A 19928-nucleotide genomic window follows, 5' to 3' on the forward strand; every position below is an offset into this window, starting at 1 on the left:
CGGATCCGCTCCGGAGCGAACCGCCCATCATCTCTTGTGCTGGGCCCAGCAACGGCCCAAAGTGGAAAAATGACCGAACAATGGATCCAGGGGCGCACCCTACAGCGGATCATGTTCCGCGACGGTCTGGTGCTCAACCTCGACGAATACAACGAACTCGTCATCTCCGCACCCATGGAGTTGACCTTGCCGGAACTCGGCGGCGGCGCCTCGGGCGCGGCCGAGGTCGTGGCCATCGATCCGACTGCGGTACGCAACGAGCAGAAGCCGCTCTTCGACTTTGCCGGTACCACCTGCACGCATGCCGACTGGGATGACGACGGCAGCCTACACCTGCAATTTTCCGGTGGGCAGCACATCGACGTTCCCAGCGACGACGCGCACACCTCGTGGGAGCTGTACGGCAAGCACCACGGGTACGCGGCCTGCCTGCCACACGGACGGGTCCGCGTGGTGCGCCACGATCTGCCCGACTGAGCGGCCCCGTCAAAAGCCGGTGACCCGCGCGCGGCGAACCTAAGCTACGGCCATGCCGATCACGACACATGTCAACGGATCGCAGCCCCGCCAGGTCGAGCTGTCCGAGATCGATCTCGGATCCTGGCGGTTCTGGTCACAGGACGACGATTTCCGGGACGGCGCCTTCGCGACCCTGCGCCGGGAGGCCCCGGTGTCGTTCCACGCCCCGATCACCGGTGAAGGTGTCGACGCCGGTGCCGGGCACTGGGCGCTCGCGCGCTACGACGACGTGCACTTCGCGAGCCGGCACCCCGACGTGTTCAGCTCCAGCCCGAACATCACCATCGGCGATCAGACCCCCGAACTCGCCGAGTACTTCGGGTCCATGATCGCCATGGACGACCCGCGGCACAGCAGGCTGCGCAATATCGTGCGCAGCGCCTTCACGCCCAAGGTGCTCGCCCGGATCGAGGAATCGGTACGTGAACGCGCCCGCCACCTGGTCTCGCGGATGGTCGCCGACCATCCTGACGGCCGGGCCGATCTGGTGACGACGCTGGCCGGCCCACTTCCGCTGCAGGTGATCTGCGACATGATGGGCATCGACGAGCACGATCACGACAAGATCTTCCATTGGACGAATGTGATCCTCGGTTTCGGAGACCCCGACCTCACCACCGATTTCGACGAGTTCGCGCACGTCGCCATGGATATCGGTGCGTACGCCAAGGACCTGGCCGAGGACCGGCGGGCCCGACCGGGCGAAGATCTGACCACCGCACTGGTGGCCGCCGAAGTGGACGGCGAACAGCTGACATCGGCGGAGGTGGCGTCGTTCTTCATCCTGCTGGTGGTCGCGGGCAACGAGACCACCCGCAATGCGATCAGCCACGGTGTCGCCGCGTTGAGCCGCTTTCCCGAGCAACGCGACCTCTGGTGGTCGGACTATGAGGCGCTGGCGCCGACCGCCGTGGAGGAGATCGTCCGCTGGGCCTCCCCGGTGGCCTACATGCGGCGTACCCTCACCCGCGATACCGAGCTCAGCGGTGTCGCGATGGCCGCCGGCGACAAGGTCACCCTGTGGTACGGATCGGCGAACCGAGACGAAACCCGTTTCACCGACCCGTGGCGTTTCGACATCCGGCGCAGCCCCAATCCGCATGTCGGTTTCGGGGGCGGCGGCGCACATTTCTGCCTCGGTGCCAATCTGGCCCGTCGCGAGATCACGGTCGCGTTCGAGGAGTTGCACCGGCAGATACCGGATCTGGCGGCCGACGCCGAGCCGGATCGACTGCTGTCGCCGTTCATCCACGGCATCAAGCGCCTGCCGGTGCGCTGGACGCCGCCAGGTTAAGCGATCTGTGCGGTGAGCGAACGGCACAACGCGGCGAGTTCGTCGCGCGAGGGGCCATGCGGGAACCCGGGGCGCCAGCCGGTGGCGTACACGGCTCGGGCCAGGGGCTCGGCGGCCGCCAGGCCGCCCGGGGGTACGTCCATCCGGTGATACGGCGCGATCAACGCGGCCAGCCGGGGATCACGCTCGGCGGCGGCCGAGATGACATCACTGGGCAGCGGCGTGGAGAGGTCGACGTCCTCCCCCGCCCATCGGCGCAATCGGTGACCGTCGGCGTACACCTGGTCGTCGAACCACGGTTTGACGACCACCTCGCACCACGAATCGAAGTCCGCGGTGAGTTGCTCGATCTCGTTGGGCGACAGATTGTTTCCGCCGATCCTGTCGACGAGCTCGCGAGCCTGCCACAGGGCCAGCGCGACGCCGCGCCCGGCCAGCGGCGTGGTGGTGCAGACCGCGTCGCCGACGGAGATCACACCGGAAACGTATGGACGCCCGGCGTCGTCCAGCTGGCCGCGATAACCGTTGTAGAGGCGTCCACCGGCGAGTACCGGGGTGATGGCATCCGATCGCCCGGCGGCCGTCCATTCGCAGAGCTGCGGGATGGCGCCGATCACCGATTCGAAGACCGCCACGTCACGGAGTTCGCGCAACCGTGGGTCGGAACCGTCATGGATGATCGTGACCGAGAATGTCCGGGCATCGTGAACGAAGGCGATCGCGATGTAGCCGTCCATGCTTAGCGACAGGCCGATCGGGCTGTTCATCGGCGGAAGGCCCGCCCCGCGCAGCCGGTACTGGCGGGTCACGTAGACGGCACCGCAGTCCACGACGGTCCCGGATCGTGGCGGCCTTCCGGTCAGCCTGCCGCTGCGTCCGGTCGCGTCGATGACCAGATCGGACGGGTTCGGGACGCCGTCGATGAGCAGTCCGGTGCGGCCGCACGTCACGTGGCCCGTCCGGACCGTGACGCGGGGGGTGCGCTGGGCGTGCTCTCGGAGCACGGAATCGAAGGTGGCCCGACGGCACAGCAGCGCGATCGCCCGGCCGTCGCCGTCGTAGGCAACCTCGGCCCGTCGCGCCGCAAGATCGTCCAGCACACAAGGCATCTCAGCGTGCAGCACATCAACCACCGGTCCTCGGAAGGTGTGCGCATGGTGTAACTGCATGACACCGCGGCGTCGCCACAGGCCGCGGGGTGGCGGGCCCGGCTCGCGGTCGACCAGGTCGATATCGTGCCCGCGGCGGGCCAAGGCAAGTGCGCAATAGAGTCCCGACGGGCCCGCACCGACAACGAGGATCCGCATCGCGCCTCCAATTCAGGATACTGATAGTGTAGTGATTTCACTCAGAGTGAGGTAAAAATTGGATTCCGTCAAGCGCGAGTACCGCTCCAGCCTGCGGGCCGGGCAGGCCCGGCAAACCCGGCGCACCATCGTTGCTGCCGCGACAGCGGTGTTCGTCGAGCACGGTTTCGCCTCGGCCACCATCGACGCGGTCGCCGAGGCCGCCGAGGTCAGCCGCAAGACCGTCTTCACCGCGGTGGGTGGAAAGGTTGAACTGCTCAAGACCGCCTTGGACTGGGCGATCACCGGGGACGACGAGGAAGCCACGCTCGCCGAGCGCGAAGACCTTTCCGCGGCCCTCGCCGAGAACGATCCTGCCCGCCTGCTCGAGGGTTGGGTCAACGTTCTGGTCGATGTCGCCATCCGGGTCGCCCCGCTGTTCCGTGCCCTGGAGGTCGCCGCCGACTCCGACGAGTCGGCGCGGGCCCTGTTCGAGCAGTATCAGCGTCAGCGTCTTGACGGCGCGCGCACGGTTGTCGCGCGGCTGGACGAACTGGGCGCGCTCACCGACCGGCTCCGACGCGCTGATGCGATCGACATCGCCTGGCTGGCAGGCGATCCTGCCCTGTTCACCAGGCTGGTCGGCACCCGCGGCTGGTCACACCGGCGGTTCCGAATCTGGTTGATCCAGCTGGCCGGCAGCCAGCTGCTACGCGCGGCCTGACACCGTCACGAGGTCGTCAGGTAGCGCCGCCGCTCCCAGTCGGTGACCTGCTTGGAGTACTCCTGCCACTCGCTGTGCGCGATGGCCGCGAAATCCGCCACGGAATCGGCACCGAGGATCTCGGTGATGGTGTCGTCGCGCACTGCCAGGGCCACGGCCACCGCGAGCGACTCGGGCAGCGGTGTGCCCGAGCCGTAGAGGTTGCCGCCCTCGGCCGCATCGGGCCTGCGGCCGGCCTCGATCCCGGCCACCACCGCGGCCAGCGCCGAGGCGACCAGCCAGTACGGATTGGCGTCGGCGGCGCCGGTGCGCAACTCGATGCGGTTGGCCTCCGGCGTGGCTTCCACCAGGGAACGCACCGCCGCACTGCGGTTGTCGCGGCTCCAGGTGACGGTCGCCGGGGCGAACGAATCGGGCACGAAGCGGCGGTACGCGTTCACCGAGTGCGCTCCGAAGACGGTGATGGAGGGCAGATGCTCCAGGAGTCCGGCGATGGCGAACAACGCCAGGTCGTTCTCGGTGCCACCGGTGCCCGCGAACGCGGGTTCGCCGTCGCGCCACAGCGAGATGTGCAGGTGCGCAGAGCTTCCCGATTGATCGGCGAACGGCTTGGCCATGAAACTGGCGAGCTTGCCGTGCCGGCGCGCCACCTCCTTGGCGGCGTACTTCAGCCGGGCGCTGTCGTCGGCGGCCTCCAGCGCATCGGTGTAGACGAGATTGGTCTCCACCTGGCCGGGGCCGTACTCGGTCTGGATGCCCTCCAGCCGGGTGAAGGCACCGAGCGTCTCGTACAGATCGGACAGGATCGGGTCGAGCGCGTTCGCATTCTCCAGCGAGTAGGCGTGAATGTCATCCAGATACGTGGTGCCGTCCGGATTGAGCAGATAGAACTCGAGCTCCACCCCGACCTTGGCGGTGTAGCCGAGCCCAGCCAGCCGGTCCAGCACCCGGCGCAGCACCGCGCGCGGGTCCAGCAGCGACGGTGAACGGTCGTGCGCGAAGATATCGGAGATCACGTGCCCGACACCGGGCCGCCACGGAACCCCGCGGAAGGTGCTGAAATCCGGCACCGCGAACACGTCCGGGTATCCGCCGTCCCAGTTCGTCAGCCGCAGACCGTCGATGACGGTGCCGTCGGCGTTCCAGCCCAGCGAGGCCTCACAGAAGGCGAACCCGCTGCCCTGGGCGCGGTCCAGGAACTGTGCCGCCGGGATTCGCTTGCCCTGCGCGTGGCCCAGCGGATCGCTCCAGGCCACCTCGATCTCGGTGAGCGAGCCCTCCGAGAGCCGGCGCCACAGATCCGCGGCCGCAGCCGAGTCGGTGGGTCGCACCGATGCCGTCACGACCGCACGACCCCGGCCGGATCGCCGACCCGGCGGCCGATGACGGCGCCCACGATGAACGCCACCACCAGCAGTCCGACGATGCCCCAGCCCAGCGCATTCGAGCCGGCGAGCCCCTCCAGGTTCGTCAGGATGAGCACCAGTGTGACGCCCAGTCCGAGCAGCCCGAGCGCCGGTGCGATGCGCACCCGCCACTGCGAGTAGCCGCGGCGGTCGCGGGCGAAGAACACCAGCACCGCCACGCTGGTGGCGATCAGCAGCACCACGAAACCGACCGTGGTGGCCGCCGCGAACCAGGTGTAGAACTGCGTGACGGGATCGAGCCCGAACAGCACGGCCAGCGCGATGCTGATCGCGACGACGCCCGAGATCCACAGCGACGCCTTGTGCGGGGACCCGTGTGCAGCGTGCGCAATGCCGAGCGACTGGGGCAGCACGCGGTGCTGCGAGAGCGCGAACACGTAGCGCGACGCGACGTTGTGGAACGCCAGGATGCAGGCGAACAGGCTGGTGAAGTAGAGCACCGTGATGATGTCGTTGCCTGCGGTCTTGATGTAGGTCTGCGCGACGTCCGACAGGAACGTGCCGCCGGAATCCGTCGCCTGGGTGACGGCCTGCGTGTCGCCCCACGCCGAGATCAGCGCCCAGCTGGTGACGGCGTAGAAGGCGCCGATCAGGATCAGCGCCGCATAAGTGGCGCGGGGAATGGTGCGTTCCGGATCCTTCGCCTCGTCGCGGAAGATCGCCGTCGCCTCGAAACCGATGTAGCTCAGCATCGCGAACAGCAGTCCGATGCCGAGCGAGCCGGAGAACACCGTCGACGGGTTGACGATGCCGGTGGACAGCCCGTCGTCACCGCCGCCGCGCGCCACGATGATCAGGTCGAGGACGAGGATGATCGCGATCTCCGCGGTGAGCAGCACGCCCAGCACGCGGCTGGACAGCTGGATGTTGCGGTAGCCCAGGAACGTCGTTACCGCGAACGCGATGGCGGCGAGCACCCACCACGGGATCTCGGTCCCACCGAACAGCGTCACGACGCCGACCCCGGCCGGCCCGAGCAGCCCGTACACCCCGGCCTCCAGGGCGACGTAGCTCACGAGCGCGACGAAGCCGAAACCGATTCCGGTCGAGAAGCCAAGGGAATGACGGACATACGAGAAGAAGGCGCCCGCCTCCTCGACGAACGGGGTCAACGCGGTGAAACCGACCGCGAACAGCAGCAGGATGAGCGTCGACACGACGAAGGTCGCCGGGAACCCGGCACCATTACCACCGGCGATTCCCAGCGGAAAGACGCCGCCGACGACGCCGAGCGGGGCCGCCGCGGCCACCACCATGAACACGATGGATGCCACACCCAGGTTACCGCGCAGCTTGCGCTCCCCCGGTGGGCCGCTCAGTTGCTCAGGTACAGCCGTGATTTCAGACATGGGGAACCGCTCTTCCTGCTGGCCGGATGATGCTGTCGCGACCGTGGGGCGGTCACGCCGCGACAACCACCGCTGCATTCACCGTGCGTTAAAGGGCGTAACAATCGGACACATTGGGCGACGTTGCAATCGACGCAGACATCAGTACCCTTCGGGACATGTTGACGAGCAGCGTGCGGTCGGTCAGCACGAAAGGCCAACGCCCCCTTAGGGTCGGCGCTACACCCGTGCCGCATGCGGAGATCCTGGAGAACATCCGCCAGCACCTGGCCGCCGCCGGCATCGACCTGCAGGTGACCGTGTTCGACAGCTTCGACGAGCCCAACGACTGGCTCGCGGCCGGCAGACTGCACGCAAATTACTTCCAGTACCTGCCATTTCTGCACGAATTCAACCGCCGCAGCCGCAGCGCACTGGTGCCGGTGGTGGCCGTGCACATCGAGCCTTTCGGCCTGTACTCCAGCCGGGTCACCCAGCTCGCCGCGCTACCGGAGTACGCCGAAATCGCGCTGCCCGCGGACCCGGTGAATGCGGATCGCTCGCTGATGATGCTGGACCGGCTCGGGCTGATCCACTGCCGACCCGATTCCGGGCAGCTCGCCACCGCGACCGATGTCCGCGCCAATCCGGGCCGGCTGGTGTTCAAGGAGCTCACCAGCTGGACACTGCCCTCTGCCCTCGACGATTTCGACGCGGTGTTCCTGTTCGGCAACCAGGCAATGGAACGCAATGTGCACACCGACACCGCCTTGCACTGCGACCGGGGTGACCCGACCTACGCCGAATACCTGGTGACGACGGCGCACGACCAGGCCAATCCCGATGTCGGTGTGCTGGCCGGTCTGCTGACCGGGGCAGCCACCAGGCAGTTCATCGAGCTGACCTACGCCGGACAGGTGACCCCGGCATTCTGAGTTGCGCTCACGCCGCGGCAAACCCTGACCGGGCGGCGCCTGCTGCGGCACCGTAGGTGGCGTGTACCAAGCTAGCCCGCCTCCGGCTCCCGACGCGACCGCGTCGGTGCAGGTGGTCCTGGTGCTCGACGTGCCCGCCGGATTCCCCGAATTGCCCTCCCGCACCGCGCAACTCGCCGATGAGTTCGGCCGCGTCATCGCGAACTCGGTGCCGGGTGTGCGGGCCCGTGCGGCGATCATCGCGACGGCCGATGAGGTGCCTGCCGCGAGGCGTGCCGCGGTGTCCGAGCCTTTCGACGGTCTGCTGATCGACCGGGCCGGCCGCGATGTTCGCGTCCGCGGGGTGCCGGTGCGGTTGAGCTACCGCGAGTTCGAATTGCTGTGCTTCCTGGCCGAGCATCCGCGGCAGCCGATGTCGCGCGCGCGGCTGATGCGTGAGGTGTGGGACGACGCCCGGGTTCCCCTGGATCCCGAGATGTCGGGCCGCACCGTGGACACCCATGTGCGCAGGCTGCGGGTCAAGCTCGGCGGCTATTGCGGTGTCATCACCACCATCCGGGGACGTGGGTACCGGTTCGATGCGGGTGCCGACGTGCGTTATGTCCCGGCCGCCGTGGACCGTTACCGGGCGTGACGCCTACAGGGCGGCTGTCAGCGGTCCGGCCGAGCGACAGAAGGTGACCGGCGGGCTACCGGCGTTGGCGCAGCTGCGGCCGGTGGCCACATAACTGGCCCCCGGGGTGTAGGGCGCAAAGTTCACCCGTGCGGTGCCCGGCCCTTCGGCCTGCACACAGACCGGCGCGACGGTGCTGCCCACCCGCTGCAGGCAGGCGACCTGCAGCTGCGGCTCGGCCCGGTTGCAGGCCCCCGGCGAAGCCGAGGCCGACACCATGGCGGTCCCGGACACGTCGATCACCTGCGGTGCCGACAGTGTTGTCGCACAGCCCGGGTCTCCGGGTGCCGCGGCGGCATGGCCCGCGCCGCTGAGTGCGGCCACCACCACGACGGGTATCGCGAGCCCGGGCCACATCACAGCGGAGACCAACATGTCAGGAATCGTATGGCACCGATGCGCCGTCCATGTCCGGCTGCGAGATTTCGGTGTCAGCGCCGGGCGAGGACGTCGAGCATGCCGGCGGCCGCGCGGGGCCAGGTGAATTGCTCGGCGCGGCGGCGGGCGTTGCTACGGCGCGGTCCTTCGGGCCGGGAGATGACGGAGGTGACCGCCCGCGCGATGGCCGCCGGATCGTTGTCGGCGGTCGCGCCACTGTCGGCGGTCAGGATCTCGGCGAGCGCCGAGGTGCGCGACACCACCGCGGGGGTGCCGCAGGCCAGTGCCTCCAGTGCCGCCAGGCCGAAGGTCTCGTGCGGGCCCGGCGCCAGGGCGACGTCCGCGGAGGCCAGGATCCCGGCGACGGTGTCGCGGCATCCGATGTACCCGGTGAAGTCCACGGGCAGCCCGGCGGCCTGACGTTCCAGTCGGGTCCGCAACGGCCCCTCCCCGACCACCACCAGACGCGCGTCGACACCTGAATCACGCAGTGCACCAACGGTATCGATGCTCCGGTGGGCATGTTTCTCCACCGACAGCCTGCCGCAGTGCACCAACAGGGTCTGTTCCGGTTGCGCCCACCGGCTGCGCAGCTGCGCGCTGCGGTGCCGGGGATGGAACTGATCGAGGTCCACGCCGAGCGGGACGGTGACGACATTGTCCGCACCGATTCGGTCGAACTCCGCACGGGCAAACGCCGTGGTGCAGACCACGGCGTCGTAGTTGCGCGCGGTGCGGCGATTGGCGATGTCGGCGACCGCGCGGGCAGCACGCGGTGGAAGGATCTGCCCGACGAGGCGGTCCAGCCGTTCATGGGAGATCATCACGGTCGCGACGCCGTGCCGTCTGCCCCACGGGCCGAGCGAGCGCAACGTCAGCCGGTCGGACACCTCAAGTGCGTCGGGTGCCAGTTCGGCCAGTAGCGCGGTGACCGGGCCGGGCAGCACGGCGCGGTAACCACCGGTCAAGGGAATCAGCCGTGCCGGCAGCGACAGCCGGGTGACACCCGAGTCCAGGATGTGTCGGGACGGACGGTCGCCGGGCACCACGAGGGTGACCTCATGGCCGGCCGCGGTGTACTCGGCACCGAGTCGGTCGATGGCGGTCCGCAGGCCCCCGGACCGCGGACCGTAGAAGTTCGCGACCTGGACGACTCGCATGTGCCCATCACAGCCGCCACCCATGTGCGGTCGAACACGCCCGCCCTACCAGTGTGTTAACTCAGGGTGAATGTGCGCTATGCGGGTTCGCCCACGAGGTTCGGTGTCCACGCGCATACTTTGCGTCCATGGCCGGATTACCGGGCCCCGGGGCGCTTCGCGGCCGGGTTGCCGTCGTGGCCGGCGCCACTCGAGGCGCCGGCCGGGGTATCGCTGCGGCCTTGGGCGAAGCCGGGGCGACCGTCATCTGCACCGGCCGCACCAGCGTCACCGGACGCGGAGGTTCGGACTATGACCGCCCGGAAACCATCGAAGAGACTGCGGCACTGGTGGATTCGCTGGGCGGAACCGGCGTGGCGATCCAGGTCGACCATCTGATTCCCGACCAGGTTCGCGCGCTCGCGGACCGTCTTCGCGACGAGTACGGGACCATCGACATCCTGGTGAACGACATCTGGGGCGCGGAGGTGCTGAAGGGCCCGCCGGCGACCTGGGGACGGCCGATGTGGGAGCACGACCTCGATGACGGGCTGCGCATCATCGATCTCGGGGTCCGCACGCACCTGATCACCTCGCATTGCCTGTTACCACTGATGGTCACCCGCCCCGGCGGTCTGCTGGTGGAAATCACCGATGGCACAACCGAATACAACGCCGACACGTTCCGGCTGTCGGTTTTCTACGATCTCGCCAAGTTGGCCGTCAACCGGCTCGCCTTCAGCCACGGACACGAACTGCGGCAGGTCGGCGCGACCGCCGTCGCCGTCAGCCCCGGCTGGCTGCGTTCGGAGATGATGCTGGACAACTACGGGGTGACCGAGGACAACTGGCGCACGGCACTGCATGCCGGTCGCGATGACGGTTACCCGAGTGCGCCGCCGGGATTCGCCGAGTCGGAGACACCGCGGTTCGCCGGGCGTGGGGTGGCCGCGATCGCGGCCGACGAGATGCGGGCGCGCTGGAATCAGCGATCGGTGACCTCGGTGGAGCTGGCCAGGGAGTACGGCTTCACCGATATCGACGGCTACTGCCCGGACGGGTGGGGCACGACCTGAGCGAGGTCACCCGACGTGCGTGGACAGCCAGTCCAAGGTCCGTCGCCACGCGTCGGCCGCGGCGCCGGCGTCGTACCGGTCACCGGTGTCGTTGAAGAAGGCGTGGTTGGCCCCGGGCTCGGTCACCAGTTCGTGGACCAGCCCGGCCCGCTCCAGCGCGGCCCGGGCGATCGGTTCGCTCGCATTGACCCGCTGGTCGAGCTCACCGTAGAAGCCGAGCACGGCGACGTCTTTCGAGCCGGCGAAGTCCGGGTTGTCGGGGGTGGGCCCGTAGAACGGGAGGGCCGCGGACAGTTCGGGCGTGCCTGCGGCCAACAGCCGCCACACCAGTCCGCCGCCCATGCAGAAGCCGATGGCCGCGACCTTGGCCCCCGGGGTGCGCGCCGAGACCTCGGCGATCCCCGACTTCAGGTCGGCGACCATGTCCTCAGGCGCGCGGTTGCCCAGTGCGGCGGTCGCCTCGGCGGGGTCGGCGAAGGTGGCGGTGCCGCCGTTCCCGGAGAGGAGGTCGATCGCGAGGCTTGAGTAGCCGACGCCGGCGAGGCGGCCGGCAACGGTGCGTACCCAGTCGTTGAGGCCCTTGTTCTCGTGGATCACCAGGACCGCGCCCTTGGGTTCGGCCGCCTGTGCCCACGCTCCCTGCAGTTCACCCTTGGGGCCGGCCCAGGTGATCGCGGCGGTTTGCAGGGCGGTGTCCATCCCCGGCGGGGTGGACACCGGCGCGGTGGGCGTCTCGGTCGACGTCGGACTCGGCTGGGCGGAGTTCGATCCGCAGGCCGCGATCAGGGCGGTTGCCGCGGCCGTGCCCACGCCCAGCAGCGCGAGCCGGCGCATCGCTTCCCGTCGGGACAGCAGCCCATCGACATGGTCGGTGGCGATCTCTTCGGCGATATAGCGCTGCAAAGGAGTCACGGTGTCGATTATGCGCCGCCGGCACAGTAGACACCTTTTGGAATCTGTTCACGATTTTCGTTGACACCCCTGCACCGCACTGCTCTGATGTCTGGGTGACCTACGACACAATCATCCGCGGGGGCCGCTGGTTCGACGGGACGGGTGCGCCGTCGGCGCTCCGCAACATCGGCATCCGCGACGGCCAGGTCGCCGCGATCTCCGCCGAAGCCCTGGACGAAACCGGCTGCCCCCAGATCCTCGATGCCGCCGGGAAATGGGTGCTGCCCGGCATGCTCGACATCCACACCCACTACGACATCGAGGTGCTCGGCCTACCGTCGCTGCCCGAGTCACTGCGCCATGGCGTCACCACGGTGATGCTCGGCTCGTGCTCACTGTCGACCGTGCACGTCGGTGGCGCCGACGCCGGGGATCTCTTCGGCCGGGTCGAGGCCATCCCCCGCGAATTCGTGATCGACACCGTCGACCGGAACAAGACCTGGACCGGGGCCGAGCAGTATGTCGAGGCCCTGGAGTCGCTGCCGCTGGGGCCCAACCTCGCGGCGTTCATCGGCCACTCCGATATGCGTACCGCGGTGATGGGCCTGGACCGCGCCACCCGCAGACGGCACCGACCGACCCGGCGCGAGCAGGCCCGAATGGAAGCCATGCTCACCGAGGCGCTGGACGCCGGATTCGTCGGAATGTCCTCGCAACAACTGCTTTTCGACAAGATCGACGGAGACGTCTGCCGCTCGCGAACGCTGCCGTCCACCTACGCCGGCCCACGCGAGCTACGCCGACTCAAGTCCTTGCTGCGTCGCGCCGGCCGGGTGCTGCAGTCCGGGCCGGATATCCAGAACCCGGTCAACCTGGCCTCACAGCTGGCCCAGTCGCTGGGCGTCTTCCGCAATCCGCTCAAGACCAGCCTGCTGTCCGCGGCAGACATCAAGGCCAATCCGCACGCCATCAAGCTGCTGGGCCCGCTGGCCCGGGTCATCAATGCCCTGGGCGGCAACTTCCGCTGGCAACACCTGCCGGTCCCGTTCGAGGTCTACGCCGACGGTATCGACCTGGTGGTGTTCGAGGAGTTCGGTGCCGGTGCCGCCGCACTACACCTGCGCGATGAAGTGGCGCGCAACGATCTGCTGCGAGATGAGTTGTATCGCAGGCAGTTCCGCAAAGACTACGAGAACCGTTTCGGTGTCCGGGTCTGGCAGCGCGACTTCCATGACGCCGAGATCGTGGGCTGCCCGGACAGCACGGTCATCGGCAGCTCCTTCGGTCAGGTGGGCCTGGACCGCGGCGTGCACCCGGTGGACGCATTCCTGGATCTGGTGCTTGAGCACGGACAAGCCCTGCGCTGGCGTACCACCATCTCCAACCACCGGCCCGACGTGCTCAAGAAGCTGGCCCGCGAACCCGGCATTCAGCTCGGATTCTCCGACGTCGGCGCGCACCTGCGGAACATGGCGTTCTACAACATGGGTCTGCGGCTGCTCAAGCACGTGCGTGACGCCGAGAACGCGGGCAAGCCGTTCATGACGATCGAGCAGGCCGTGCACCGGCTCACCGGCGAGTTGGCCGACTGGTACCGGCTCGATGCCGGGCATCTGCGTATCGGGGACCGCGCCGACGTGGTCATCGTCGACCCCGCCCGGTTGGACGCCTCCCTGGAGGCCTACGCCGAGGAACCCGTCGACTGCTACGGCGGGCTGCCCAGGATGGTCAACCGCAACGACGACACCGTCAGCGCCGTGCTGGTGGGCGGGCGCGCGGTGTTCCTCGATGGCCGCCCGACCGACCTGCTCGGCAACCAGCGCACCGGGCGATTCCTGCGGGCGGCACACCGCTCCCCCGCACTGCCCACCGACAAGAGCGAATTGGCACGTGTCAGCTGACCAGGACGGTCGAGCGCCGCAGAGGGATATCGCTCCTCCCGGTCGAGCGCAGCGAGGGGAAATTGAAACCGTCCTGGGCATGTGGCGGGCGCTGTCCGCGCGCGACTGGGATCAGGTGAAGACCCACCTCGCGCCCGATTGCATCTACGCGGACATGCCGGTGGGCCCCGCCGCCGCGGCGCGCGGCCCCGAGGACATCATCAAGCGGCTCAAGATCGGCCTCGAGGTCCTGTCCGGCTACGAAAACCACGACGGGTTGCTGGTCGCCGACGGACCGAACGTCATGTACGAGCATTCCGAGACCTGGACGTGGCCGACCGGTGAGGTCGCTCAGTTGCGCTTCGTCACCGTGCACGAGGTCGTCGACGACAGGATCACCATCTGGAAGGACTACTGGGACATGAGCGCGCTGGCCAACTTCGCGCCGCCGAACTGGCTGGCCGACTTCGCCACCGCCGACATGTCCTGGGTGTACGACGCGACAGATCTGCTCTGAGGACCGCGGTCCGCGCCTAGACTCATACACGTGACCGAGATCGCGTTGCCGCCCGGGCCACCGCTGCCGCCAGGCATCCAGGCCGCGCTGCTGATGAAGTTCTGGCCCCGGTTCGTCTCGACCTGCCGCCGCCGTTACGGGGACGTGTTCACGCTGCGGGTGGCCTCCATGGGCACCCTGATCTACCTGGCCCGGCCCGACGACATCAAGACCGTGTTCGGTGGCGACCCGGCGGTCTACCACGCGGGCGAGGCGAACTCGATGCTCGCCGGACTGTTGGGCTCCAGCTCGGTACTGGTCGTCGACGACGAGGAACACCGCGACCGCCGGCGGCTCATGCTGGCGCCCTTCCGCCGCGAGGCAGTGACCCGTCAGACCGGACTGATCGCCGCGATCGCGGCGGACAACATCGCGGGCTGGCCGGTCGGCCGTAGCTTCGCGGTGGGCCCGAGGATGTCCGAGATCACGCTTGAGGTGATCCTGCGGACCGTCATCGGCGCCACCGACGAACACCGGCTGGCGCAGTTGCGCGCCATCATGCCGAAACTGCTCAGCGTCGGGGTCTGGGAGTCGTTGGCGATCAACACCCCGGGCCTGCAACGCCTGGCGCCGTGGCGCCCGTTCCGGGATCGCCTGCGGGAGGCCGACCGTCTGCTCTACGCCGAAATCGCCGAGCGCCGGGCCGACCCGGAACTGGACAGCCGCACCGACGCGCTGGCCATGATGATCCGCGCCGGCGACATGACCGATGTCCAACTGCGCGATCAGCTGATGACCCTGCTGGTCGCCGGTCACGACACGACCGCGACCGCGCTGTCATGGGCGCTGGAACGGTTGACCCGGCACCCGGGGGTGCTGAGCAGGGCCGTGCACGCGGCGCGCGGCGGCACCGACGAGTACCTCGATGCCGTGTGCAAGGAGGTACTGCGGATCCGGCCGGTGGTGTTCGATGTCGGGCGCATCCTGACCGAGCCGACGGAGGTCGCCGGCTACCGGCTGCCCGCGGGGGTGATGGTGGCTCCGGGCATCGGACTGGTACACCGCGACGCCGGCCAGTACGCCGATCCCGATCGATTCGACCCGGACCGGATGCTCGGCGCCTCGCTGGGACCGACGACGTGGCTGCCGTTCGGCGGCGGCAATCGCCGATGCCTCGGCGCGAATTTCGCCTTGGTGGAGATGGCGGTCGTGCTGCGCGAGGTGCTGCGCCGCGTCGATCTGCACACCAGCACCGCTCGTGCCGAGCGCCCACGGGTCAAGGGCGTCATCCTCATCCCGCACCGCGGCGCCCGGATCCGCGCCAAGGCGGTCCACACCGCACCGGTGGCGTCATGCCCGCATCACGAGAGCGCCGATGTTCGAACCGGACTGGCACGGGGTACGTGATACCAGCTGAGGCCCGCAGCATCCTGGCTGTGGACCAGCTGAAATCTCCGGAGGTCCCCGTGACATTTCCGTTCGCTCGGCGGCTGCGTTCGCTCGCCGTCACACTGTTCGCCTCCGGGCTGATATTGGGTATCGCCGGCGCCCCAACGGCGGTGGCCGACGACCGGCTCCAGTTCACCGGTACCACCCTGTCGGGTGCCCCCTTCGACGGCGCGAGCTTGCAGGGCAAGCCTGCGGTGCTGTGGTTCTGGACGCCGTGGTGCCCGTTCTGCAACCAGGAGGCGCCCACCGTCAGCAAGGTGGCGGCGGCCAACCCGGACGTGACGTTCGTCGGGGTGGCGGCGCGCTCCGATGTCGGCGCCATGCAGGAATTCGTCACGCGCTACAACCTCGGCTTCACCAACCTCAACGACGCCGACGGGTCCCTGTGGACGAAGTTCAATGTGCCCTGGCAGCCGGCCTATCTTTTCGTCACGGCCGACGGCACATCGAGTTTCGTGAACAACCCGACCTCGGCGATGTCGGAGCAGGATCTGGCGGCCCGGGTCAGCGCACTCACCGCCTAGATGGAAGGTGATCTGCTCGGTCTGGCGTTCGGGGCCGGGTTGATCGCGGCGGTCAACCCGTGCGGGTTCGCCATGCTGCCCGGCTATCTCAGTCTGGTCATTCAGCCCGATGTGGGCACCGGACGGGCGGTCGGGCGCGCCGTGACCGCGACGGCCGCCATGACGCTCGGCGTGCTGGTGGTGTTCGCCGCGTTCGGGGCGCTCACGGTGTCCGTTGCGTCCACGGTCCAGCAATACGTGCCGTTCGCCACCGTGCTGATCGGCGTCGCACTCGTCGTTCTCGGCGGGTGGCTGCTGCTCGGGAGATCGCTCAAGCTGCCGGTGCAACCGGGGTCGCGGTGGGCACCGACCGCGCGCGTCGGATCGATGCTCGGATACGGGGTCGGGTTCGCGCTGGCGTCACTGTCCTGCACGGTCGGGCCGTTCCTGGCGGTGACCGCCGGCGCAGCCCGCTCGGCGTCATGGCGCGACAGCGTGCTGGTCTACCTGGCGTATGCGGGCGGCTTCGCGGTGATCGTCGGGGCGCTGGCGGTCTCCACCGCACTGGCCAGTTCCGCGTTGCTCGACCGGATCCGCCGAATACTGCCGTACGTCAACAGGATCAGCGGCGCCCTGCTCATCGTGGTGGGTGCGTACGTGGCGTACTACGGCGTCTACGAGATCCGGCTCTTCCACGGCGCCGGCGACCCCGCCGACCCGGTGGTCGGCGCGGCGGGGCGCCTACAGGGGGCGCTGGCCGGCTGGGTGCACGACCACGGTGGATGGCCTTGGCTGGCACTGCTTCTGGTGGTACTGGCGCCGGCGGTGGCGATCGGAGTCAGCCGGCGAGCAGCACGGTCCCGGCGACGATCAGCGACGCAACTTTGATCAGCTCCAGGACGACATAGACATGGTGGGCCCGGGACCGGGGTAGCTGGGCGACCGGACCGGCGGCCAGCACCGCATCGGCGCGTCTGCTCAAAAGTGGTCGTACGACGGTCAACTGGGCAATCAGCGCGAGAGCGGCGATGACGCCCGCGATCAGCGCCGGGCGGGGCGGAGCCGCCGACACCAGCGCGACGGCGACAGCGGTGGCCAACACCACCTCGACAGCGTTGAGCGCACGGAAGACCACCCGGCCGATACCGAGCCCGATCTGCAGCGTCACGCCGGGTGCCCGGAACTTCAGCGGGGCCTCGAGGAACGAGATGGCCAGCACCATGCCGAGCCACACGAAGGTCAGCGCGGCGCCGACCGCCGAAGCAACGGTCAAAGCGTGATCTTGCAGGACTGGCCGATGTCGAGGGTGCGCAGCATCCGGCCCATGCCCAGCCACATGGCGCACGAGAGGGCAAGGTCGGTCAGCAGCTCATCGCTGAACTGGGCGCGACACCGCTCCCAGAATTCGTCGTCATCACGCAGGCCGGTGTGATCGCCGGCGAAACGCTCGGCGAACTCCGCGGCGACGCGCTCCTGCTCGCTGTAGCCCGGCCAGGTGCGCCACACGGCGGCGTGGTCGTAGAGGTCTTCGTCGACGCCGGCCTCGATCCCCGCCGAGTCACGCGTGTTCTGGCAGACCACGCACTCGTTGTCCAGGGCGATCACCATCCTGGCCAGTTCCCGCACCCGCATGGGCAGCCGGTTCTTGTTGTAGACGGCGTGGGTGAATCCGGCCATCGCGACACCGATGTCGGGTGACTTGGTGATCCACGCGGCGGCATCGTCGTCAGCGAAATCTCCGATACGGCTCATGGAAACGAAGATACGCCCGATGACCTCGAATTGGAACGTGTTCTAGTTTTTTGGACCGGCCGCAGCGGTCAGCTCAGCACGGTCTTCGACCCATTGCGGCTGCAGCACCATCCGGTGCGCGATGCGTTCCAGCGCGGCCTCGACCTGCAGCCGATCCGGCCGCCCCTGGCGATCCGGCGCGGTCTCGTCGATGCCCGTCACCCCGGCAAGCCGGTCTACCAACTTGCTGACCAAGGCGTCGATCGCCACGCCCACCTGGTGCGCGCCGGCCTGCGTCAGCCACAGCTGATCCCCGGTGCGCAGCGCATAGCCGGTCTCCACCAACCGGTCGAAGGCCGGCTCCAACACCTCCGGTGGCAGCCGTCGCAGTTCGGCAATCTGGCTCAGTGTCGCCGAACCGTACACCTGGCTGTGCCGGTAGATCTGGACCACCGCCCACAACCTGGCCACGTCGAGTTCACAGCCCGGATACTCGGTCAGCCTGCGCAACCGGATATCGGGCGAGTCCCGGAAAACCCTGGCCACCGCGATCTCCAGGATCTCATCGGAGGTTTCGGGTGCGGGCATCCCGAAGCCTTCGCCGAGATCGGAGGCCGAGACCGCATCCATTTCGCGCAGCGGGATCTCCTTGAGGAACAACGAGACCACGAATCCGACCAGGGCCACCGGGGCCGCACACAGGAACACCAGCCCCAGCGAATCCGCGTACGCCTCGATGATCGGCGCGGCCATTTCGGGCGGCAACTCGCGCAACGCCTGCGGGGACTCGGCGGCGATCGGCGGTGCCCCGCTGATGGCCAGCGCATCCGCGATCCGCCCGGACAGGAAGTTGGCGAACAGCGACCCGAAAATCGCCGCCCCGAAGGAACTTCCGATGGTCCGGAAGAACGTGACACCCGAGGTCGCCACCCCCAGATCGGAGAAGTTCGCGGTGTTCTGCACCACCAGGACCAGCACCTGCATGCACAAGCCGATACCGGAGCCCAGCACGAACAGGTACAGCGACTGCATCCAGAACGCCGTCTGCGCGTCCATCGTCGACAACAGCAGGAAGCCGACGACCATGATGGCAGTACCGGCGACGGGGAAAATCTTGTAACGACCGGTGCGCCCGACGATCGAACCGCTGCCGATCGAGGTGATCAGCATGCCGGCCACCATCGGCAAGGTGCGCAGACCGGACACCGTCGCCGATACCCCGTCGACGAACTGCATGAACGTCGGCAGGAACGTCATGGCGCCCAGCATCGCGAAGCCGACGATGAACGCCAGCACGCAGCACACCGAGAACACCTGTCCGGCGAACAGCCGGATCGGCAGAATCGGTTCCGTCGCATGCAGTTCCACCCGCACGAACGCCGCCAGCGCGATGAGCGATCCCACGAACAGCCCGATGATCATCGGGGAGGTCCAGGCGTACTCGCCGCCGCCCCAACTGGTGGCCAGGGTCAGGCCGGAAGCGCCCAGACCGACCAGCGCGATGCCCGCGTAGTCGAGCACCGGCCGGGACTTGCGGGCCAGCGCCGGGATGGCAACCGTGGCGACCACGAACACCACCACGGCAACGGGAACGTTGATCCAGAACGCCCAGCGCCACGACAGGTGATCGGTGAAGAAGCCGCCGAGCAGTGGCCCGATCACGGTGGTGACGCCGAAGACCGCCCCCAGTGCTCCCTGATAGCGGCCGCGATCGCGCAGCGGGATCACCTCGCCGATCACGGCCGTCGCGGTGACCATCAGAGCGCCGCCCCCGATGCCCTGCAGCGCTCGGGCGCCGACCAGCATCGACATCGATCCGGCCAGCCCGCACAGCACCGAGCCGAACAGGAAGAAGACCACCGCCACCTGGAACACCGACTTGCGGCTGAACAGATCGCCCAGCTTGCCCACGACGGCAGTGGCGATCGTCGAGGCCAACAGGTAACTGGTGACCACCCAGGATTGGTGGCCCGCACCCCCGAGATCGGATACCACCGTCGGCAGCGCGGTGGCGACGATGGTCTGGTCGAGCGCGGCAAGCAGCATGCCGAGCAGCACCGCGACGAAGATGATGTTGCGCCGCTGCGGACTGATCAGCGCACTCACCGTGCCGGTGTCAGCGGCCGTCACAAATATCCTCGGTCCTCCCCGACCCAGCAGAATATTAGCTTTGCTACCTAATATACGCGGGGGCCG

The 19928-nt window shown here is 68.3% G+C and carries 20 protein-coding genes; 11 read left to right on the forward strand and 9 right to left on the reverse strand.

Annotation, left to right across the window (positions count from 1 at the left end; genetic code table 11):
- The first annotated feature begins 69 nt into the window (after positions 1-69).
- Together ASE48_RS02965 and ASE48_RS02970 are read left to right on the forward strand one after the other, a co-directional pair.
- Positions 70-477 carry a DUF6188 family protein gene (locus ASE48_RS02965; RefSeq protein ID WP_057165476.1) on the forward strand — a complete coding sequence of 136 codons (408 nt, stop codon included), beginning with the start codon at positions 70-72 and terminating at the stop codon, positions 475-477.
- Between the two features lie 52 nt (positions 478-529).
- Complete coding sequence (locus ASE48_RS02970) at positions 530-1813, forward strand: cytochrome P450 (RefSeq protein ID WP_057165477.1); 1284 nt, start codon at positions 530-532, stop codon at positions 1811-1813.
- Here ASE48_RS02970 and ASE48_RS02975 read toward each other — a convergent pair.
- Positions 1810-3120: an FAD-dependent oxidoreductase gene (locus ASE48_RS02975; RefSeq protein ID WP_057165478.1), complete on the reverse strand. Its 1311-nt coding sequence runs from the start codon at positions 3118-3120 to the stop codon at positions 1810-1812. The two genes, ASE48_RS02970 and ASE48_RS02975, sit on opposite strands and share 4 nt — an antisense overlap.
- A 58-nt stretch (positions 3121-3178) precedes the next feature.
- Between ASE48_RS02975 and ASE48_RS02980 the strand changes: the two genes are divergently transcribed.
- Entirely contained in the window at positions 3179-3823 is a 645-nt protein-coding gene (locus tag ASE48_RS02980; protein ID WP_057165479.1) for a TetR/AcrR family transcriptional regulator, read from the forward strand.
- Between the two features lie 5 nt (positions 3824-3828).
- On the opposite strand, the gene ASE48_RS02985 is transcribed toward ASE48_RS02980, so the two are convergent.
- A complete protein-coding gene (locus ASE48_RS02985) occupies positions 3829-5166 on the reverse strand; it encodes a glutamine synthetase family protein (RefSeq protein ID WP_200962040.1) in 1338 nt (445 codons plus the stop codon).
- Entirely contained in the window at positions 5163-6599 is a 1437-nt protein-coding gene (locus ASE48_RS02990; RefSeq protein WP_057165609.1) for an APC family permease, read from the reverse strand. The genes ASE48_RS02985 and ASE48_RS02990 overlap by 4 nt, the downstream gene beginning before the upstream one ends.
- 158 nt (positions 6600-6757) lie before the next feature.
- Here ASE48_RS02990 and ASE48_RS02995 point away from each other — a divergent pair, with 158 nt between their 5' ends.
- Both ASE48_RS02995 and ASE48_RS03000 read left to right on the forward strand, forming a co-directional pair.
- On the forward strand, positions 6758-7513 hold the full coding sequence (locus ASE48_RS02995; RefSeq protein ID WP_057165480.1) for a MetQ/NlpA family ABC transporter substrate-binding protein: 756 nt from the start codon (positions 6758-6760) through the stop codon (positions 7511-7513).
- A 61-nt stretch (positions 7514-7574) separates the two neighbouring features.
- Positions 7575-8147: a winged helix-turn-helix domain-containing protein gene (locus ASE48_RS03000; RefSeq protein WP_057165481.1), complete on the forward strand. Its 573-nt coding sequence runs from the start codon at positions 7575-7577 to the stop codon at positions 8145-8147.
- Positions 8148-8150: 3 nt separating this feature from the next.
- Here the strand turns inward: ASE48_RS03000 and ASE48_RS03005 are convergent, their stop codons facing one another.
- Together ASE48_RS03005 and ASE48_RS03010 are read right to left on the reverse strand one after the other, a co-directional pair.
- The gene (locus tag ASE48_RS03005) at positions 8151-8561 is read right to left on the reverse strand and encodes a hypothetical protein (RefSeq protein ID WP_156409008.1); all 411 of its coding nucleotides are present in this window, start codon (positions 8559-8561) and stop codon (positions 8151-8153) included.
- A 56-nt stretch (positions 8562-8617) separates the two neighbouring features.
- The gene (locus ASE48_RS03010) at positions 8618-9724 is read right to left on the reverse strand and encodes a glycosyltransferase (protein ID WP_057165482.1); all 1107 of its coding nucleotides are present in this window, start codon (positions 9722-9724) and stop codon (positions 8618-8620) included.
- A gap of 128 nt (positions 9725-9852) precedes the next feature.
- Between ASE48_RS03010 and ASE48_RS03015 the strand changes: the two genes are divergently transcribed.
- Complete coding sequence (locus ASE48_RS03015; RefSeq protein ID WP_057165483.1) at positions 9853-10779, forward strand: SDR family oxidoreductase; 927 nt, start codon at positions 9853-9855, stop codon at positions 10777-10779.
- A gap of 6 nt (positions 10780-10785) precedes the next feature.
- Here ASE48_RS03015 and ASE48_RS03020 read toward each other — a convergent pair whose 3' ends face one another.
- The gene (locus ASE48_RS03020) at positions 10786-11691 is read right to left on the reverse strand and encodes a dienelactone hydrolase family protein (protein WP_057165484.1); all 906 of its coding nucleotides are present in this window, start codon (positions 11689-11691) and stop codon (positions 10786-10788) included.
- A 95-nt stretch (positions 11692-11786) separates the two neighbouring features.
- Between ASE48_RS03020 and ASE48_RS03025 the strand changes: the two genes are divergently transcribed.
- From ASE48_RS03025 to ASE48_RS03045, 5 genes are all read left to right on the forward strand, one after another.
- On the forward strand, positions 11787-13574 hold the full coding sequence (locus tag ASE48_RS03025) for an N-acyl-D-amino-acid deacylase family protein (protein WP_057165485.1): 1788 nt from the start codon (positions 11787-11789) through the stop codon (positions 13572-13574).
- Positions 13575-13602: 28 nt separating this feature from the next.
- A complete protein-coding gene (locus ASE48_RS03030; protein WP_268766269.1) occupies positions 13603-14070 on the forward strand; it encodes a limonene-1,2-epoxide hydrolase family protein in 468 nt (155 codons plus the stop codon).
- A 30-nt stretch (positions 14071-14100) separates the two neighbouring features.
- Positions 14101-15456, forward strand: a complete 1356-nt coding sequence (locus ASE48_RS03035) for a cytochrome P450 (RefSeq protein WP_057165487.1) — start codon at positions 14101-14103, stop codon at positions 15454-15456.
- Between the two features lie 83 nt (positions 15457-15539).
- Positions 15540-16022 carry a protein disulfide oxidoreductase gene (locus ASE48_RS03040; RefSeq protein ID WP_442928663.1) on the forward strand — a complete coding sequence of 161 codons (483 nt, stop codon included), beginning with the start codon at positions 15540-15542 and terminating at the stop codon, positions 16020-16022.
- On the forward strand, positions 16023-16889 hold the full coding sequence (locus ASE48_RS03045; protein WP_057165488.1) for a cytochrome c biogenesis CcdA family protein: 867 nt from the start codon (positions 16023-16025) through the stop codon (positions 16887-16889).
- Here ASE48_RS03045 and ASE48_RS03050 read toward each other — a convergent pair.
- Genes ASE48_RS03050 through ASE48_RS03060 form a run of 3 tightly spaced genes read right to left on the reverse strand, consistent with a single transcriptional unit; the run spans position 16840 to position 19892 of the window.
- On the reverse strand, positions 16840-17223 hold the full coding sequence (locus ASE48_RS03050) for a hypothetical protein (RefSeq protein WP_442928664.1): 384 nt from the start codon (positions 17221-17223) through the stop codon (positions 16840-16842). The genes ASE48_RS03045 and ASE48_RS03050 overlap by 50 nt on opposite strands.
- A 47-nt stretch (positions 17224-17270) precedes the next feature.
- Positions 17271-17753 (reverse strand): carboxymuconolactone decarboxylase family protein, encoded by a 483-nt coding sequence (locus ASE48_RS03055; RefSeq protein WP_057165490.1) that lies wholly within the window; start codon positions 17751-17753, stop codon positions 17271-17273.
- A 42-nt stretch (positions 17754-17795) separates the two neighbouring features.
- The gene (locus tag ASE48_RS03060) at positions 17796-19892 is read right to left on the reverse strand and encodes an MDR family MFS transporter (RefSeq protein ID WP_442928665.1); all 2097 of its coding nucleotides are present in this window, start codon (positions 19890-19892) and stop codon (positions 17796-17798) included.
- Between the last annotated feature and the right edge of the window lie 36 nt (positions 19893-19928).

Source organism: Mycobacterium sp. Root265, from assembly GCF_001428895.1.
Taxonomy (GTDB): Bacteria; Actinomycetota; Actinomycetes; order Mycobacteriales; family Mycobacteriaceae; genus Mycobacterium.

Bases quoted from the DNA above. Each gene is read 5' to 3' on its own strand.
- ASE48_RS03045 (WP_057165488.1), top strand. From the start codon at position 16,023: ATGGAAGGTGATCTGCTCGGTCTGGCGTTCGGGGCCGGGTTGATCGCG.
- ASE48_RS02970 (WP_057165477.1), top strand. From the start codon at position 530: ATGCCGATCACGACACATGTCAACGGATCGCAGCCCCGCCAGGTCGAG.
- ASE48_RS02990 (WP_057165609.1), bottom strand. From the start codon at position 6,599: ATGTCTGAAATCACGGCTGTACCTGAGCAACTGAGCGGCCCACCGGGG.
- ASE48_RS03015 (WP_057165483.1), top strand. From the start codon at position 9,853: ATGGCCGGATTACCGGGCCCCGGGGCGCTTCGCGGCCGGGTTGCCGTC.
- ASE48_RS03010 (WP_057165482.1), bottom strand. From the start codon at position 9,724: ATGCGAGTCGTCCAGGTCGCGAACTTCTACGGTCCGCGGTCCGGGGGC.
- ASE48_RS02975 (WP_057165478.1), bottom strand. From the start codon at position 3,120: ATGCGGATCCTCGTTGTCGGTGCGGGCCCGTCGGGACTCTATTGCGCA.
- ASE48_RS03050 (WP_442928664.1), bottom strand. From the start codon at position 17,223: ATGGTGCTGGCCATCTCGTTCCTCGAGGCCCCGCTGAAGTTCCGGGCA.
- ASE48_RS02965 (WP_057165476.1), top strand. From the start codon at position 70: ATGACCGAACAATGGATCCAGGGGCGCACCCTACAGCGGATCATGTTC.
- ASE48_RS02995 (WP_057165480.1), top strand. From the start codon at position 6,758: ATGTTGACGAGCAGCGTGCGGTCGGTCAGCACGAAAGGCCAACGCCCC.
- ASE48_RS03055 (WP_057165490.1), bottom strand. From the start codon at position 17,753: ATGAGCCGTATCGGAGATTTCGCTGACGACGATGCCGCCGCGTGGATC.
- ASE48_RS03005 (WP_156409008.1), bottom strand. From the start codon at position 8,561: ATGTTGGTCTCCGCTGTGATGTGGCCCGGGCTCGCGATACCCGTCGTG.